16 protein-coding genes and 2 tRNA genes are annotated in these 15,869 nt (G+C 44.1%); 9 read left to right on the top strand and 9 right to left on the bottom strand.

Going from position 1 to position 15,869, the window contains the following annotated elements; all coding sequences use genetic code 11:
- Nucleotide 1: 1 nt before the first annotated feature.
- From AYW76_RS18075 to AYW76_RS18065, 3 genes are all read left to right on the top strand, one after another.
- Nucleotides 2-76, top strand: a tRNA-Gln gene (locus tag AYW76_RS18075).
- Between the two features lie 55 nt (nt 77-131).
- Nucleotides 132-206, top strand: a tRNA-Gln gene (locus tag AYW76_RS18070).
- 106 nt (nt 207-312) lie between these two features.
- The gene (locus AYW76_RS18065; RefSeq protein WP_067223840.1) at nt 313-966 is read left to right on the top strand and encodes a TIGR04219 family outer membrane beta-barrel protein; all 654 of its coding nucleotides are present in this window, start codon (nt 313-315) and stop codon (nt 964-966) included.
- 99 nt (nt 967-1,065) lie between these two features.
- Here AYW76_RS18065 and clpB read toward each other — a convergent pair whose 3' ends face one another.
- The 3 genes from clpB to rluD all read right to left on the bottom strand — a co-directional run bounded on the left by clpB (nt 1,066) and on the right by rluD (nt 5,533).
- Entirely contained in the window at nt 1,066-3,660 is a 2,595-nt protein-coding gene (gene clpB, locus AYW76_RS18060) for an ATP-dependent chaperone ClpB (RefSeq protein ID WP_067223837.1), read from the bottom strand.
- Nucleotides 3,661-3,763: 103 nt separating this feature from the next.
- Entirely contained in the window at nt 3,764-4,495 is a 732-nt protein-coding gene (gene pgeF / locus AYW76_RS18055) for a peptidoglycan editing factor PgeF (protein ID WP_067223834.1), read from the bottom strand.
- A 60-nt stretch (nt 4,496-4,555) separates the two neighbouring features.
- Complete coding sequence (gene rluD / locus AYW76_RS18050) at nt 4,556-5,533, bottom strand: 23S rRNA pseudouridine(1911/1915/1917) synthase RluD (protein WP_067223831.1); 978 nt, start codon at nt 5,531-5,533, stop codon at nt 4,556-4,558.
- Nucleotides 5,534-5,640: 107 nt separating this feature from the next.
- Between rluD and AYW76_RS18045 the strand changes: the two genes are divergently transcribed.
- Nucleotides 5,641-6,486, top strand: coding sequence for an outer membrane protein assembly factor BamD (locus tag AYW76_RS18045; RefSeq protein ID WP_067223828.1), 846 nt, complete (start codon nt 5,641-5,643; stop codon nt 6,484-6,486).
- Between the two features lie 64 nt (nt 6,487-6,550).
- On the opposite strand, the gene AYW76_RS18040 is transcribed toward AYW76_RS18045, so the two are convergent.
- Complete coding sequence (locus tag AYW76_RS18040; RefSeq protein WP_067223844.1) at nt 6,551-6,763, bottom strand: cold-shock protein; 213 nt, start codon at nt 6,761-6,763, stop codon at nt 6,551-6,553.
- Between the two features lie 479 nt (nt 6,764-7,242).
- Between AYW76_RS18040 and AYW76_RS18035 the strand changes: the two genes are divergently transcribed.
- Nucleotides 7,243-8,454 carry an ammonium transporter gene (locus tag AYW76_RS18035; protein WP_156489106.1) on the top strand — a complete coding sequence of 404 codons (1,212 nt, stop codon included), beginning with the start codon at nt 7,243-7,245 and terminating at the stop codon, nt 8,452-8,454.
- 80 nt (nt 8,455-8,534) lie between these two features.
- On the top strand, nt 8,535-9,008 hold the full coding sequence (locus AYW76_RS18030) for a tRNA-uridine aminocarboxypropyltransferase (RefSeq protein WP_067223822.1): 474 nt from the start codon (nt 8,535-8,537) through the stop codon (nt 9,006-9,008).
- Here the strand turns inward: AYW76_RS18030 and AYW76_RS18025 are convergent.
- The 3 genes from AYW76_RS18025 to AYW76_RS18015 form a co-directional block, all read right to left on the bottom strand.
- Nucleotides 9,005-9,706, bottom strand: coding sequence for a fumarylacetoacetate hydrolase family protein (locus AYW76_RS18025; RefSeq protein WP_067223820.1), 702 nt, complete (start codon nt 9,704-9,706; stop codon nt 9,005-9,007). The two genes, AYW76_RS18030 and AYW76_RS18025, sit on opposite strands and share 4 nt — an antisense overlap.
- Nucleotides 9,707-9,717: 11 nt before the next feature.
- The gene (locus AYW76_RS18020; protein ID WP_067223817.1) at nt 9,718-10,359 is read right to left on the bottom strand and encodes a cupin domain-containing protein; all 642 of its coding nucleotides are present in this window, start codon (nt 10,357-10,359) and stop codon (nt 9,718-9,720) included.
- A gap of 219 nt (nt 10,360-10,578) precedes the next feature.
- Nucleotides 10,579-11,511 (bottom strand): porin, encoded by a 933-nt coding sequence (locus AYW76_RS18015; protein WP_067223813.1) that lies wholly within the window; start codon nt 11,509-11,511, stop codon nt 10,579-10,581.
- Nucleotides 11,512-11,976: 465 nt separating this feature from the next.
- Here AYW76_RS18015 and AYW76_RS18010 point away from each other — a divergent pair, with 465 nt between their 5' ends.
- A complete protein-coding gene (locus tag AYW76_RS18010; RefSeq protein ID WP_067223810.1) occupies nt 11,977-12,735 on the top strand; it encodes a sulfite exporter TauE/SafE family protein in 759 nt (252 codons plus the stop codon).
- Between the two features lie 69 nt (nt 12,736-12,804).
- Here AYW76_RS18010 and AYW76_RS18005 read toward each other — a convergent pair whose 3' ends face one another.
- Nucleotides 12,805-13,014: a cold-shock protein gene (locus AYW76_RS18005; RefSeq protein ID WP_067030652.1), complete on the bottom strand. Its 210-nt coding sequence runs from the start codon at nt 13,012-13,014 to the stop codon at nt 12,805-12,807.
- A 339-nt stretch (nt 13,015-13,353) separates the two neighbouring features.
- Between AYW76_RS18005 and AYW76_RS18000 the strand changes: the two genes are divergently transcribed.
- Both AYW76_RS18000 and AYW76_RS17995 read left to right on the top strand, forming a co-directional pair.
- Nucleotides 13,354-14,358, top strand: coding sequence for a 2-hydroxyacid dehydrogenase (locus AYW76_RS18000; RefSeq protein WP_067223807.1), 1,005 nt, complete (start codon nt 13,354-13,356; stop codon nt 14,356-14,358).
- Between the two features lie 138 nt (nt 14,359-14,496).
- Nucleotides 14,497-15,450: a LysR family transcriptional regulator gene (locus AYW76_RS17995; protein ID WP_067030658.1), complete on the top strand. Its 954-nt coding sequence runs from the start codon at nt 14,497-14,499 to the stop codon at nt 15,448-15,450.
- A gap of 88 nt (nt 15,451-15,538) precedes the next feature.
- On the opposite strand, the gene grxD is transcribed toward AYW76_RS17995, so the two are convergent.
- A complete protein-coding gene (gene grxD / locus AYW76_RS17990) occupies nt 15,539-15,868 on the bottom strand; it encodes a Grx4 family monothiol glutaredoxin (protein WP_067031427.1) in 330 nt (109 codons plus the stop codon).
- Nucleotide 15,869 lies beyond the last annotated feature (1 nt).

The following is a 15,869-nucleotide window of genomic DNA, read 5'->3' as shown; positions in this document are numbered from 1 at the left end:
TTGGGGTATAGCCAAGCGGTAAGGCAACGGGTTTTGATCTCGTCATGCGTTGGTTCGAATCCAGCTACCCCAGCCATCAGTTATTTCCTAAAATACACAGCTCTACTGGTTAGTACGATCTCTCGTCCTGATGGGGTATAGCCAAGCGGTAAGGCAACGGGTTTTGATCTCGTCATGCGTTGGTTCGAATCCAGCTACCCCAGCCATTAGGCACTCTCTGTTTAAAGCTCAAACTTCTGCACTCTTCCTTAGCTTTTTTGATCGGCTTCTATATAATCCACTGAAACCTAAATCGAAAAAGGGATTCCTTTCATGAAGAAAGCTCTGATTGCTTCTACTTTAATTCTAGCAAGCACCGCTCACGCCGATATTTTGGGCTTAACAGCAGAAGTTGGCCAATTCTCACCAGATGTATCATTTGATGGTCGAATCAATAACCAAACAGCTGACGTTGATTTTTCTGGTGAAGATGACACCTATTACGGCATCGCTTTTGAACACCCAGTGCCGCTTATTCCAAATGTACGCCTACAAGGCTCTTCAATGGAAGGCAGAAGCAGCAGTGTAGATATGAAAGTCGATAGCACAGATTACACACTTTATTATGAAATTCTCGACGGCCTTGCATGGATAGACCTAGATGTCGGCATCTCTATTCGCGATATGGACATTGATGCCCGCGTGAATAGCAGCACTACCTCAGAAAGCGTTGTTCTACCAACAGGCTACTTATCGGCTTACTTCACTATTCCAACGCTCCCTATTCAAATCGGTGGTGAAATCAAAGCACTTTCCGCTGGCGATTCAAGCATCAGTGATACAACGTTTAAAATTAAGTACCAATCACCGTTTGTGGTGGGCTTAGAAGGCGGTTACCGTAATGCCAACTTCGACATCGATGAAGGCAGCATCGACTCTGAGATCGAGTTTGATGGCTTCTTCGTAGGTGTCTTTGCTGATTTCTAAGCATCCTTTCTAATGCGCGACACATAGATATAAAAAAGCCAGCTCAATGAGAGCTGGCTTTTTTCATTTCAAGTGATTTTTAAGTGAAATCAGCGTGTTTTAGAGTGACTCTTTCAACGCCTCAAATGTCATCTCTTCTCCTTCCACATCCACCTTAATTAAATCCCCAGCAACAAACTTGCCTGCAAGCAATTCATTGGCCAGAGGGTTTTCAATCCACTGCTGAATAGCACGCTTCAATGGACGTGCACCGTAAATAGGGTCATACCCGACTTCGGCTAAACGCTCCATCGCAGCGTCACTTAAATTCATCGTCATCCCCATTTCAACTAGACGCTCATTAAGATGCGCTAGCTGGATCTTAGCAATCCCTTTAATCTGCGACTGCATTAATGGGTGGAAGACAACAGTTTCATCAATACGGTTAATGAATTCAGGACGGAAATGCTGTCCCACCACTTCCATCACTTTACTCTTGATGGCTTGGTACTCATCGTTGCCTCGATATTCCTGAATAACGTCTGAACCCAAGTTAGAGGTCATCACAATAACCGTATTACGAAAATCGACGGTTCGGCCTTGCCCATCAGTAAGACGCCCATCATCTAATACCTGCAAAAGAATGTTAAACACATCTGGATGCGCTTTCTCGACCTCGTCCAGCAACAACACTGAGTATGGACGACGACGAACAGCTTCGGTCAGGTAACCGCCTTCCTCGTAGCCAACATAGCCTGGAGGCGCACCAATCAAACGAGCGACAGAATGCTTCTCCATAAATTCCGACATATCAACACGCACCATGGCATGCTCAGTATCGAATAAGAACTTCGCCAATGATTTACACAGCTCAGTTTTACCTACACCAGTTGGACCAAGGAACAAGAAAGAGCCGTTGGGACGATTAGGATCTGCTAAGCCAGAACGAGATCGACGCACAGCATTCGACACCGCGTTAACCGCTTCGTTTTGACCAATAACGGATTCATGCAAAGCATCTTCCATGCGTAATAATTTATCACGCTCACCCTCTAGCATTTTATCTACTGGAATACCGGTCCAACGCGACACGACCGTCGCAATTTCCTCTTCTGTCACACGATTCTTGAGCAACTGCGTCACAGTTTCACTTTCTTCAGCCAAGGCTGCTTTTTCGATTTCGGCTTCTAGCATTGGAATAACGCCATATTGAAGCTCTGACATTTTCGCTAGATTACCTTGACGTCGTGCTTCTTCCATTTCATGACGAACCGATTCGAGTTCCTCTTTTAATTTCTGAGCACCTTGTACAGCCGCCTTTTCAGCATTCCAGATTTCTTCCAAATCTGAGAATTGTTTTTGCAAAGAGTCTATTTCAACGTCCAACTCTTCAAGACGCAGCTTAGAGGCCCTGTCTTTTTCTTTCTTAAGCGCTTCTTTTTCAATTTTCAGCTGAATCAAACGTCGCTCAAGACGATCCATTTCTTCAGGTTTTGAATCCATTTCCATACGAATGCGGCTCGCCGCTTCATCAATCAGATCAATGGCCTTATCGGGTAATTGACGATCAGTTATGTAGCGCTGCGATAGCTTAGCTGCCGCAATGATCGCAGAATCCGTGATATCGACACCATGATGCACTTCATAGCGTTCTTTTAAACCACGTAAAATGGCAATTGAATCAAGCACACTGGGCTCTTCAACCAGCACTTTTTGGAAACGACGCTCTAAGGCAGCATCTTTCTCAATGAATTGACGATATTCATTCAGTGTCGTTGCCCCCACACAGTGCAGTTCACCTCGGGCCAACGCAGGCTTCAGCATATTTCCGGCATCCATTGAGCCTTCCGATTTGCCAGCGCCAACCATGGTGTGAATTTCATCGATAAACAGAATGATTTGACCTTCTTGTTTAGATAATTCGTTCAAAACGCCTTTTAAACGCTCCTCAAACTCACCTCGATACTTGGCACCTGCAATCAAAGCCGCCATGTCCAAAGACAATACACGCTTATTCTTTAGCCCTTCCGGTACCTCACCATTGATGATGCGCTGAGCCAGCCCTTCAACGATCGCAGTCTTACCCACTCCAGGCTCACCAATAAGCACAGGGTTGTTTTTACGGCGACGCTGCAGCACTTGAATCGTACGACGAATTTCATCATCACGGCCAATAACAGGATCCAGCTTACCTTCCGCAGCGCGTGCGGTTAAATCAACCGTAAATTTATCCAATGACTGTCTATTCTCTTCAGCATTCGGATCGTTTACCGCATCGCCGCCGCGAACAGAATCGACCACAGAGGCGATGTCTGCCTTCGTCACACCAGTCGCTTTTAATGCTTTCGTTACGTCGTCTTTACCATCAAATATGGCCAGTAGCAGTAACTCAGACGAGATATATTGATCTTTACGCTTCTGAGCTTCTTTGTCCGCCAAGTTTAATAAGCGCCCCAACTCGGGTGACATTTGAACATTGCCATCGTGATTATTCACTTTTGGCATACGTTCTAAAATAGCATTGAGCTCTTCTCGAAACTTCGCAACATTAACACCCGCCTGCTGCAAAATAGGACGTGTTCCACCACCTTGTTGGTCCAACAAGGCCGTTAACAAATGGGCCGATTCAATATATGAATGGTCGTGTCCAAGTGCCACAGACTGTGCATCAGAAAGGGCTACTTGTAATTTACTGGTTAATCTATCAATTCGCATATTGACCTCCGAGGAATCGACAACAAAATTTAGCTTCTGATTGCTTTATAAGATCAGTATTTTGCTTTTCAATGGCACAGTGTCATTTTTTTGACACTCATCATCATTCTTGCCAAATAAGTGAGGCCATTCGCCCAGTAACACCGTCTCTGCGATAGGAATAAAAACGCTCGACATCGCTGAAGGTACAAAAATCCCCCCCGTATATATTGCAACAGCCTTGACTCGACAAACGTTGCCGAGCGATCGCATATAGATCACCCAACCACTTTCCATCATGACCACTGCGCTTAAAAGCCTGTTCCGCCGCAGGATCAACAGCCATGAACGCACTGCGAACCTCTGGGCCAACCTCAAATGCATCCGGACCAATAGCAGGCCCAAACCAAACCACGACATCTTGAGGATTGGAAAACACCTTCAGCGTCTCTTCCAATACACCATCGCACAAGCCACGCCAGCCTGCATGGGCCGCAGCCACTTGTAATGTATTAGGATCACAAAACAAAACAGGTAAGCAATCTGCCGTTAACACTGCGCAGACGATATTCGCTTGATCCGTGTAACACGCATCAGCATTACGATCTTGTTTCGAGGAAGGAAGCTTTAGAACAGAGGTACTGTGAGTTTGGTTAAGCCATTGAATCTCGCCGGGATAACACGCCAATGTTTTTAGCAAAAGACGATTGCTCGTAACGTCTTGGGGCACATCACCAACGTGCGCTCCCATATTAAAGCTGTCATAAGGCCGCTGACTGACACCACCAATACGAGTGGATACAAACGCTTTGATGTTACTCGGCACTGGCCAATTAGGGGTAATGATTGAGTCCATATTATTTCCACCTAAGAAAAAGGCAGCTTAGCGCTGCCTTTAGAATGTTATAGGATCGGGTTACATGTAGTGGTTTTCACCGCCGTTATGCAAATCTGCCTCAAGCACTTCTATTAACTCAAGCATGTCTTCTGGCAAATCCACTTCCCACTCCATCCACTGACCTGTAGCAGGATGCGCCAGCTCAAGCTTTTTCGCATGCAAAGCCTGTCGACGAAAACCTCTCAGCGCATCCTGAAGTTCAGGAGAACAGCCCTTCGGCATTTTCAAACGCCCAGCGTACTGCGGATCACCTACCAGCGGGTATTGAATGAAAGCCATGTGTACACGAATTTGATGCGTACGGCCCGTTTCTAGCTTTAAACGAATATGCGTGTGATTATTATAGCGTTTAACAAGGCGGTAATGGGTGATCGCCTCTTTACCATTCACAGGCTCGACCGCCATTTTTTGACGATTATGCGGATGACGACCGATAGGCTCATCAACTGCGCCACCACCTGTCATAGCACCGATAGCGATGGCTTCATATTCACGCCCCATGCTTCGGTCTTGTAACTGAGCAACGAGATCCGTTTGTGCCTGAAGTGTTTTCGCTACTACCATCAAACCAGTGGTTTCTTTATCAAGACGATGCACAATACCTGCTCGCGGCACAGTGGCCGTTTCCGGAGCATGATGCAAAATAGCATTCAGCAATGTACCGTCGCGATGACCCGCCGCTGGATGTACAACAATCCCTGCAGGCTTGTTGATAATTAAAATATCATCGTCTTCATAAACGATGTTTAGTGGGATTTCTTGAGCGTCATGCACAACCTGCTCTTCCAATTCCACACTTAATGTGATTTTCTCACCACCAAAGAGTTTCTCTTTTGGCTTAGTCTGTTTACCATCAACCAGAAGTACCCCATCTTTGATCCAACTTTGGATTCGAGAACGTGAGTAATCTGAAAATAATTCGGTAGCAATTTGATCAAATCGCTGTCCTGAGAAATCCAATGCAACTTGGGCTTCTTTTACAATGCGCTCTGCCATACAATAAACTTTCTATGCTCGATGCTGCGTCATCGTGACGCGAAATATGCCAACTGCATAGCAATCTTTTAAAATGCTATGCCTCTTTTACTAGGGTTGTATTATACATGGGATTTAATAAGACATTGTCACGAATTCTGACAATTGCTGGCTTTTACACCGCATTGACGGCCTGTTCAGCCAATCAACCAACCGTAGAACCTGATTTACCGGAGAAAGAGTATTTCCGTCTTGCTCAAGAGGCGCTGGATAATAATCTTCCGACGACTGCGGCAGAGCAACTGAAAGAACTTGAAACGCGCTATCCTTTTGGCGAATACTCAGTTCCAGCACGTTTAGATTTAATCTACGCTCAGTTTGAAGCGGGCAACTTTGCCGCCGCTCACGCGACAGCAGACCGTTTTATCAAAAACTACCCTGATAATCACGCCATTGATTACGCCTACTATATGCGCGGCCTGTCAACATACAAAGGTGCCGAAACGTTTTTAGGCCGCTATTTGGACTTAAATCCTGCCGAACGAGATACCACGGAGTTCGACAAAGCGTTTAGTGAGTTTGCAGACTTTTTACGTCGCTATCCATACAGTGAGTTTGCACCAGATGCGAAAGCACGCATGGTGTATTTGCGTAATCTAATCGCCGAACATGAAGTCTCCATTGCGCATTATTACTTCAAACGCAAAGCGCCTATGTCGGCATTACGCCGCGGCCAAGAAGTTGTACAAAGCTACCCTTCCACGCCAGCAGTCGAGGAAGCATTAGCGGTTACTATTCAAGCTTACATGGATCTAGGACTGTACGATGAAGCAAAACAAAATTTATCCGTGTTAGCCAATAATTTCCCAAACAGCGAATATCTAACTAAAGATAAAAAGTTCATACCTTTCAAGTTACCGCGTGAAGCAGACCCAGACACGCTTTACTGGGTAAGCTTAGGGTTAATTGAGTAATCTTAAGAACAACATAGCCAAAAAAGCCAAGCAAATGCTTGGCTTTTTTCATTTCTATGCCAGATCACACAATCGTGACATTTTCAGCTTGAGGGCCTTTTTGACCTTGAGCGACTTCAAAGGTTACTTTTTGACCTTCCTGCAAAGTACGGCGACCAGTACCGTTAATCGCGCGAAAATGAACGAACACATCTGCACCACCATCACGCTCGATAAAACCAAATCCTTTCTCATCGTTGAACCATTTCACGATACCGGATACCAATTGATCTGACATAACAACCTCTTTTACGCTGACTACCGATAAGCGGTAGCTTGTTAAACTTTTCATCTTGTTTTACACAAGACTGTGTTCCTTTACGCTGCCTAAATCCCTTTACATTAGAGTTATTTTTAAACAGCGACACTTCGATAATAAGTCGACTGGAAAAAAATATAAACCCTAAATTCACACAAAAAGTGCACATTAGAGCCTACCTTTATCAACTCTTATATCGCCAGCATACTAGCCCCGCTTCATGACAATTGTTTGAAACCTATCGCAGGATGCTCTGAAATAGCCAGCACCAAAATAAGTCCCACCAAAGCACCAACATAATACAAAGCACCAAAAAAAAGCACATCAGGCACATATATTGCTTAACACCAAACCAACTAAGGAATGGATGCCTCAAAACATACCTTCAATGAACCAGAAGAAGGCACATAAAAACAAATAACACCATGTTGGTGCAAAATTTTCATTTAGGAGTGCATGTGGAACACATTAACAGTGCAGTAGAAACATTAGTTTCCAGCTCAAACACCTTATTTATATTACTCGGCGCCATCATGGTTTTTGCCATGCACGCAGGATTTGCATTCTTAGAAGTAGGTACCGTTCGCCACAAAAACCAAGTAAACGCTTTAGTGAAAATCATGACCGATTTTGCGGTTTCTGCTCTCGTCTATTTCTTTATCGGTTATCAAATTGCCTATGGCGTTACCTTCTTTGATAGTGCCGTAGTTTTATCGCAAAACAATGGCTATGAGTTAGTGAAGTTTTTCTTTCTAATGACCTTTGCTGCCGCAATACCCGCGATTATCTCTGGCGGAGTCGCTGAACGCGCCAAATTCTATCCGATGCTCATATCAGCGGCTTTTATTGTTGGTATCGTTTACCCTTTCTTTGAAGGGATTATCTGGAACGGTAACTATGGCTTCCAAGGCTGGCTAGAAAGTACTTTTGGGGCTGCATTTCATGATTTTGCCGGTTCTATCGTGGTGCACGGTGTAGGCGGTTGGGTCGCACTGGCAGCGGTTATTTTACTTGGCACCCGTAACGGACGTTTTCGCCAAGGCCGTTTAGTTGCTTTCGCCCCCTCAAATATTCCATTCCTTGCATTAGGCGCTTGGATTTTATGTATTGGCTGGTTTGGCTTTAATGTTATGTCTGCTCAAACCTTAGATGGGGTTAGCGGGCTGGTGGCCGTCAACTCATTAATGGCGATGGTCGGTGGCGTCATTACGGCGATGCTTATTGGCAAGAATGACCCAGGCTTTATTCATAACGGTCCATTAGCAGGACTTGTCGCAGTATGTGCAGGCTCCGATATCATGCATCCAATTGGCGCTTTAGCGACTGGAGCCGTGGCGGGTGCACTGTTCACTGTTTTGTTTACTTGGATCCAGCAAAAACTACATTCTGTTGATGATGTTCTAGGGGTATGGCCTCTTCACGGCGTATGTGGGTCATGGGGAGCCATCGCGGCTGGTATTTTTGGTAGCACGTCTTTTGGTGGACTTGGTGGTGTAAGCTTTATGGCACAGCTGGTCGGAACACTTGCAGGTATAGCGATCGCTTTAGTTGGAGGCTTCGCGGTATATGGCGCAACAAAAGCCATCTCTGGCTTACGTTTAACTGAAGAAGATGAATTCAATGGTGCCGATTTAAGTATCCATAGAATCGGTTCTACAGGAAAAGAATGACCCGTGAAATCGGGGTGCTATAGGCGCCCCGACCTTCATTTGCTATGATAAAGTCCTTTCATGGCTACTCCATACTTCCTATGCATATTTGGCTATTAACACATTCTGAAGAGCTGAAAAAAGCCAATGGTACGGGGCAGCTTATCTGTAAACATTTGCCCGATCATTGCAGCCTCATCGTATGGCAGCGCAATGAGCCCTCAAAGGTTCTAGCAAATCTTCCCCAAGAGAGCACTCTCGTCATCTATCCCACGGCACTGTCTTTAGAAAAGAACACTACTTTAAGTGTGTCTATTGAAGCGGTAGATCACGTCATTATTTTAGATGGTACATGGCAGCAAGCTCGAAAAATGTACAACCGCACTCCCTACCTGCATAACTACGCAACCTACGAGATAACTGGACAAGTTTCTCGTTATGTACGCCGTAAAAACCAACAAAAAAGCGGCCTCTGCACCGCAGAAACCGCCATTTATTTATTGCAAAAACAGAGGCTAACAGACCAAGTAGCCCTGCTTGAGTCAGCTTTTAAAGCTTTTAACACCGTTGTTTAAACGACTTCCATCTTGAATTCTGCAACCCCTTCAACCAACGCCTCAATCGTGTCTCCGATGACAACGGGGCCTACATTTTCAGGCGTTCCAGTCATTATTAAATCTCCTGGATACAACTCAAACTGCTCAGAAAGCTTAACGATCACTTCCGCAATCCCCCACGTCAGATGCGTCAGGTTACTGCTTTGCTTCACTTCACCATTCACAGATAACTCTATTTTTCCTGCTTCTAATACTGGTGCCGCCCCTCGCGGAACAATCGGCGTCATGGGCGCACTGAATTCAAATGCCTTACCGGCTTCCCATGGGCGGCCTTTCTGCTTAGCTAAGCTCTGTAAATCTCGTCGCGTCATATCTAAGCCAACACCGTAGCCAAATACCGCTGCCTGCGCTTCGTCTAACGTTAAATTACGACCACCTTGAGACAACGCTACCACCAACTCCACTTCATACTCAAAGCGCTCTGTCGCATCAGGGTAAGGTAACGGCGTCACATCGTTCAATGTTACCAATTGAACACAACTACGATCTTTACAAAAAAAGAACGGCAAATCTCGATTAGGGTCATCACCCATTTCTCGTGCATGAGCCGCATAATTTCGGCCGACACAATACACTCTACGAACAGGGAAAAGTTCTTCTCGACCGATAATAGGTAACGTAACTTCCGCTACAGGAGAGATTGCATACAACGACATTTTGATTCCTTTTAAAAGTGTCCACTCTTAATCCACAGCAAACTGTCACGGCTAACGACTAACTGCTCAAAATCCACATAAGGCACTCTGAACCAGCTTAATGCAGGTAGATCATCTCCTTCGTAGGATATCAGTCCGTCGACGACTAAAATTTCGACGCCATTAACCATGTCCGGAAAAAGAGCTGACATATCATCACCCTCTCGGGCATAAAGTAGATAGACTCTTTCATTTTGATATTCATGTAAACAGTAAGGCTGAGTATATTTTAAACACTTTAATGTGTCTGAACTAATAACCACTTGCTTGTTATCTAAGGGTGAAAACTGATGTAACTTTACAAATAAAGTACAGCCTTCAGAGCTAAAAGGCGCATGACTCGAACCTGGGGGATTTCGAAAGTATGTACCAGCAGGATAATGGCCCGTTTCATCACAAAACACCCCATCAAGTACCAGAATTTCTTCACCAAGCGGATGTGGATGCGCTCTAAATACAGAGCCAGGTGCGTAACGAACAATACTGGTCGCATGCCCTCTTTCTGCATCTTCACGTGCAAGAGGCTTACGCTCGACGCCAGGCATCGGACTTGAGCGCCACTCAAGATCATCAATTTTCACTAACACTGGAACAGTAAAATCCATATTCAACATAAGCCATGCGCCTGATTAAATAATAGACTAACTAGTCTAGCGACAGAGTGACTGACAAGGCAAATTTTAAGCAAAAAAAAGCACTAGATCGAAACCTAATGCTTAAATGTTCCAGTCAGTCTATCGCCGAACGAAAAAGGACGTATGGAACCTTGAATGATCACATTTAACATAAGGCTCCCATAGGGAGCCTTAGAGTAAACGTAATCCACTAAAGGATTAGAATAGGTAAGTTGCACCTACTGCAGTTACGTCGTCTTCATTTGCGCCATTTTGGCCAAGCTCAGCGTAAACGTACATGTTAGATGCTAGGTTATAAGTCGCACCTACACCGTATTCGTTGTAGTCATCAGAACCCGCTGCATCAGGATCTACGTTTTGGTAAGTTGCGTATACATCGCCAGAACCGTAGTTAAAACGAGTCGCTAAACCAATAATAGAGTTCTGATCTTCTTCTTCTTCCCATTTAGCGCCAACAGAAAGCGCTGGAGTTGCTTGGAAAGTTGCACTTACACCGTACGTTGCAGAGTCAGCATTTGATCGAGCTGTGTTGTTCTCTAGGCTGTCGTAACCCGCAGCGATTGTTAGTGCATCTACAGAGTATTTTGCAACAGCTGTTAGAGCAGTACCATCTTCTGTACCGTTACCTACTTCGCTTTCAGCTTTGCCTTTGAATTGCGCAGAAAGCTGAACTTCGAAACCGCCCATAGATGGCGAGAAGTAAGCAATAGTATCGCCTTCTTTAGTTAGCTCAGCGTTCTTAATACCGAAGTACTCGAATTGGTCGTAAGTGTCTTGGATAGCATTGTTGTAAATGCTGTCAAAAGAACCAACCTGTACTTTACCGAAACCACCTTGAAGACCTACGTACGCTTGGTCAAGGTTTACAGCGATGTCGCTAGTTTTTTCATCTGCATCTGCTTCAAGTTCGTACTTGAAAAAGCCAGTCAAATCATCATTGATCGCTGTACTGCCTTGGAAGCCAAAAGTAGAGCCGTTATCAGTGATTTCAGAGTCGTTCGCATCAGAATCCGCGTACACTAACTGGATGTTACCGTAGACATCAAAGTTAACTGTATCTTCAGCTGCAAAAGCAGATACTGAAGTCAATGCGGCACTTGAAACTGCGATAGCTACAAGAGTCTTTTTCATAAATCGGTTTCCTTTCTGTTGATTCACTTATTATGTACAGCGCTCGAACTGTGCAAGCCACTTACCGACACTCTAATATTCATTCACATTTAATCAATACTAAGCAACATACTTGCACTCTCTATTCACTATACGTGTCATTTTTATTCTCAATCTTAAAATTTGCATAACCAAGGAAATCCTGAATTAATTTTTTATATTTTTAAATCAGACACTTAAAAGAAATTATCGCAACACAATCTTTTTAAACAGGTCACTAAAGATACGATTTAAAGCAATTAATACGATCTTAAAACCATAGAAATAACCAAAGGTAATCATCATATAGCATTAAAAGTCATTTCATACACATTTAATGCCATATACCCGCACCAAATATGGTCTTCGAACAAATAAACGCTCATATTTCCTGCAGACTCAACCTGTAAGTTTGTTAGTCTATAGAAAAAATAAGGAGCCAATCTAGTGGATGTAAATTTCTTTTACGCTGTTTTACTTGTTGTGACCGGTTTTTTAGCAGGCATTATTAACACATTAGCTGGAGGCGGCTCCAATCTAACCATACCAGCTTTAATGGTAATGGGGATGCCAGCCGACATCGCCAACGCAACCAACCGAGTCGGTGTGATCTTACAGGGTATCGTCGGCGTAAAGGGGTTTCATAAGGCAGGAAAGGTAGAAAAAGCGGATATCGTACCTGTTTTAATACCAACCCTTTTAGGGGGCTTACTCGGCGCACTATTAGCATCTTATGCGCCAGAGTCCATTTTAAAACCATTACTCCTGACAACGATGATATCGATGACTGTTGTCATGCTTGTTAGACCCAGCGTCATTGCCGCACCTGAGGGCACCATTCCTTTTAAAGTGTCAGAAAAACCGAGTGCTTGGCTTGCATTGTTTGTTGCTGGCATCTATGGCGGATTTGTTCAGGCGGGGGTCGGATTTGTCTTAATCGCCGCTCTTGCAGGAACACTTAGATATGACTTAGTCAGAACCAATGCTCTAAAAATGGTATGCACGATTGGTTTTACCGCGCTCGCCTTAGCGGTATTTATATGGAATGACCAGGTTTGGTGGGTACCTGGACTCATACTAGCCTCAGGCACAATGGTTGGTTCTATCATTGCGGTTCGATTTGCCATCAAAGCAAAAGCCGAACATCTAAAATGGTTCTTATTCTTTATGACAGTCATAGGAAGTATAGCGGCGTATTTCAGCTGACACCTACTGCACGACAAACGAAAAAAGGCAGCCTTAGGGCTGCCTTCTCAGAAACGATATACTCTAAAATTATAGAGGTTTAACGTTTTGAGCTTCTGGGCCTTTTTTGCCTTGAGCTACTTGAAACTCAACTTTTTGACCTTCAGCAAGCGTTTTGAAGCCAGCAACGTCAATTGCAGAGAAGTGAACAAACACATCTGGGCCTGATTCTTGAGTAATGAAGCCAAAACCTTTAGTTTCGTTGAAAAATTTAACTGTACCAGTAACTGAGTCTGACATGATGTATTCCTGTTTGAAATAAGTTTATTAAAGCCACATTGCTGTAGCCGGTAGTGCTTAAAAAACTCGGTATTACTTATGACAAAACAGGACAAAACCGTATTCGGTCGCAAGCGACACTGTACATAAATAGCGCCAATTATTTAAACACCTCGATTGTAAGATTGTTTTATAAACTTGGTCAACGAAATACGCAGATTTTTTTGTAACAGCATCTTCAGGTAAATTGCGTCGAACTAGGTTAATAATTGAGATAAATCAATAACCTACAAATCACTTATACCATTTCCAGTAAATCAAACTATATTACTAGCTCCATACGCTCCCTAGGAGGGCCTTATGAAAGTCGCTGTTTTCTCTTGCAAACCTTACGATAAACGCACCTTAGAAGCAGCCTCCGAGACGGCTGCAGACATTGAATTAGTCTATTTTGAAAGCCGCTTAAGCCCTGAAACAGTCTCTCTCACAAAAGGCTATGACGCGGTTTCTTGCTTTGTGAATGACGACTTAAGCCGCCCTGTTCTAGAGCAACTAGCAAGCTTTGGCATTAAGGCCATCGCCATGCGCTGTGCTGGCTACAATAATGTAGATTTATACTGTGCAAAGGCTTGTGACATTTCTGTCTTTCATGTGCCTGATTATAGCCCTACATCCGTAGCAGAACACGCGCTAGCGTTAATCATGGCCCTTAATAGAAAAACCCATCGCGCTTACCATCGGGTAAAAGAGGGTAACTTTGCATTAGAGGGATTAATGGGGTTCAACCTAGAAGGTAAAACGGTTGGCTGTATTGGCACAGGAAGAATCGGACAAGCATTTTGCCGCATTATGAACGGGTTCGGCTGTCGAGTATTATGCTACGACTTAGTCCCCAACGAACCATTAGTATCACAGGGTGCCGAATACGTTGACCTAGAAACGCTATATGCCAAAAGCGACATTATCAGTCTGCACTGCCCTTTAAATGCCTCCACTCATCACTTAATAAATAAGTCTTCGATTGAAAAAATGAAAAAAGGCGTGATGATCATCAATACAAGTCGTGGCGCATTGGTTAATGCTCAAGAAGCAATTGATGGATTATACAGTGAAAAAATTGGCTATTTAGGCCTAGATGTCTATGAACAGGAAGGCAAAATCTTCTTTGAAGACATGTCTGATCACATTATTTATGACAGTGTTTTTCAGCTGTTACTAACCTTTCCAAACGTCGTCGTCACTGGGCATCAAGGTTACTTTACCGACATCGCTTTACATCATATCGCCGATACAACGCTCGCAAACCTTATCCAGTTAAAAAGCTCACCTGAAGACTACCAACGAGAACTCACCGCAATACACTAACGAAACACATAGTACTAACACTTAATCGTCAGACCCCTTTCTTAGATGCTACCGCATTGAGAAAGGGGTTGTACTTTATGAATACAAGCCTACAATTAATCACCATTGATTATTAAAAACTTGGCCTTCATAACACTAATGAATATCAATAAAATTGATCTAAACTTGCTTATCTACTTAGATGTCTTACTAAGAGAATGCAACGTGACGCGCTCGGCTAATAAGCTAAATATTACCCAGCCGGCGATGAGTAATGGCCTGAAACGCTTACGCGATTTATTAGGCGACCCTTTACTTGTTCGTACCAGTGAAGGTATGAAACCGACTGAGAAAGCCCTGCGTTTACAGCCGATTGTTCGAAAGGTGTTGCTTGAGCTAGAAGAAGCGCTGCAGCCCGAAGCCGATTTTAATGAGAAAACCTCCACTCGGGTCTTTCGTATTATGGCCAGCGATTACGCCGCCTCTACGGTCATTCCGCGTCTTCTTACAAGGCTTCGCGAAAATGCGCCAGGCATCACCATTGATATTATGACCCCTAGTGATGTCACTTTCCATGATGTTGAAGCGGGAAAAATAGATATGGCAATCAACCGCTTTGAAGAACTCCCGCAATCATTCCACGAAAAAAGTGTCTGGCTTGATACGTTTGTATGCATGATGGCTGCAGATAATCCGATCGCTAAAAACTTCGCACTTGAAACGTATCTAGAAGCGCAACATATTTGGGTCAGCAAAACTGGGTTTGGTGTCGGTGTGGGTATGGATCCTACCGATGTTCAGAAGCTAGGCTGGGTAGACGAAGCGCTGCAAAGACAAGGCCGTAAACGCACCATTCGAGTATTCACACGCAGTTACCATACCGCTATGCACTTAGCGCTGGAGCAAGACCTAATTGCAACACTACCTCGTAAAGTGGCTTTGATTAACCGAAACAACCCAAACCTTGTCATCCTAGAACCTCCATTTGCCATTCCGCCTATTGAGCTAAAAATGATTTGGAGTCCTCTGTTACATCATGATGCCAGCCATATTTGGTTCCGAAAGCAGGTCATAGAGCTCGCTAATGAACTCAAGTCACAGAGTTACAGTTAATATCAATCCACGACTGCGGTTATATGTAGACATAAAAAAACGCGCTTTATCAGCGCGTTTTTTTACAACACAATCACAAAAGTAAAACTTACTCTTCTTCTTGAGGCGCCGCTTCTTTGATAAGTGTTTGAAGCTCGCCATTTGTTGCCATTTCAACAACGATATCACAACCACCAACAAGCTCGCCTTTCACCCACAACTGAGGGAAAGTCGGCCAGTTTGCAAACTTAGGTAATTCAGCGCGAATATCAGGATTTTCAAGGATATTAACAAACGCAAAACGCTCGCCACATGCCATCAACGCCTGCACAGTCTGTGCTGAAAAACCACACTGAGGCATACGAGGCGTGCCTTTCATGTAAAGCAAAATTGGGTTGCCGTTTATTTGCTCTTGGATTTTTTCAATTGTACTACTCACG

It is taken from the genome of Marinomonas gallaica (assembly GCF_001639745.1).
GTDB classification, from domain to species: domain Bacteria; phylum Pseudomonadota; class Gammaproteobacteria; order Pseudomonadales; family Marinomonadaceae; genus Marinomonas; species Marinomonas gallaica.
Note: the sequence above shows the minus strand (reverse complement) of the source record. Positions and strands in the feature narration are given on the sequence as shown.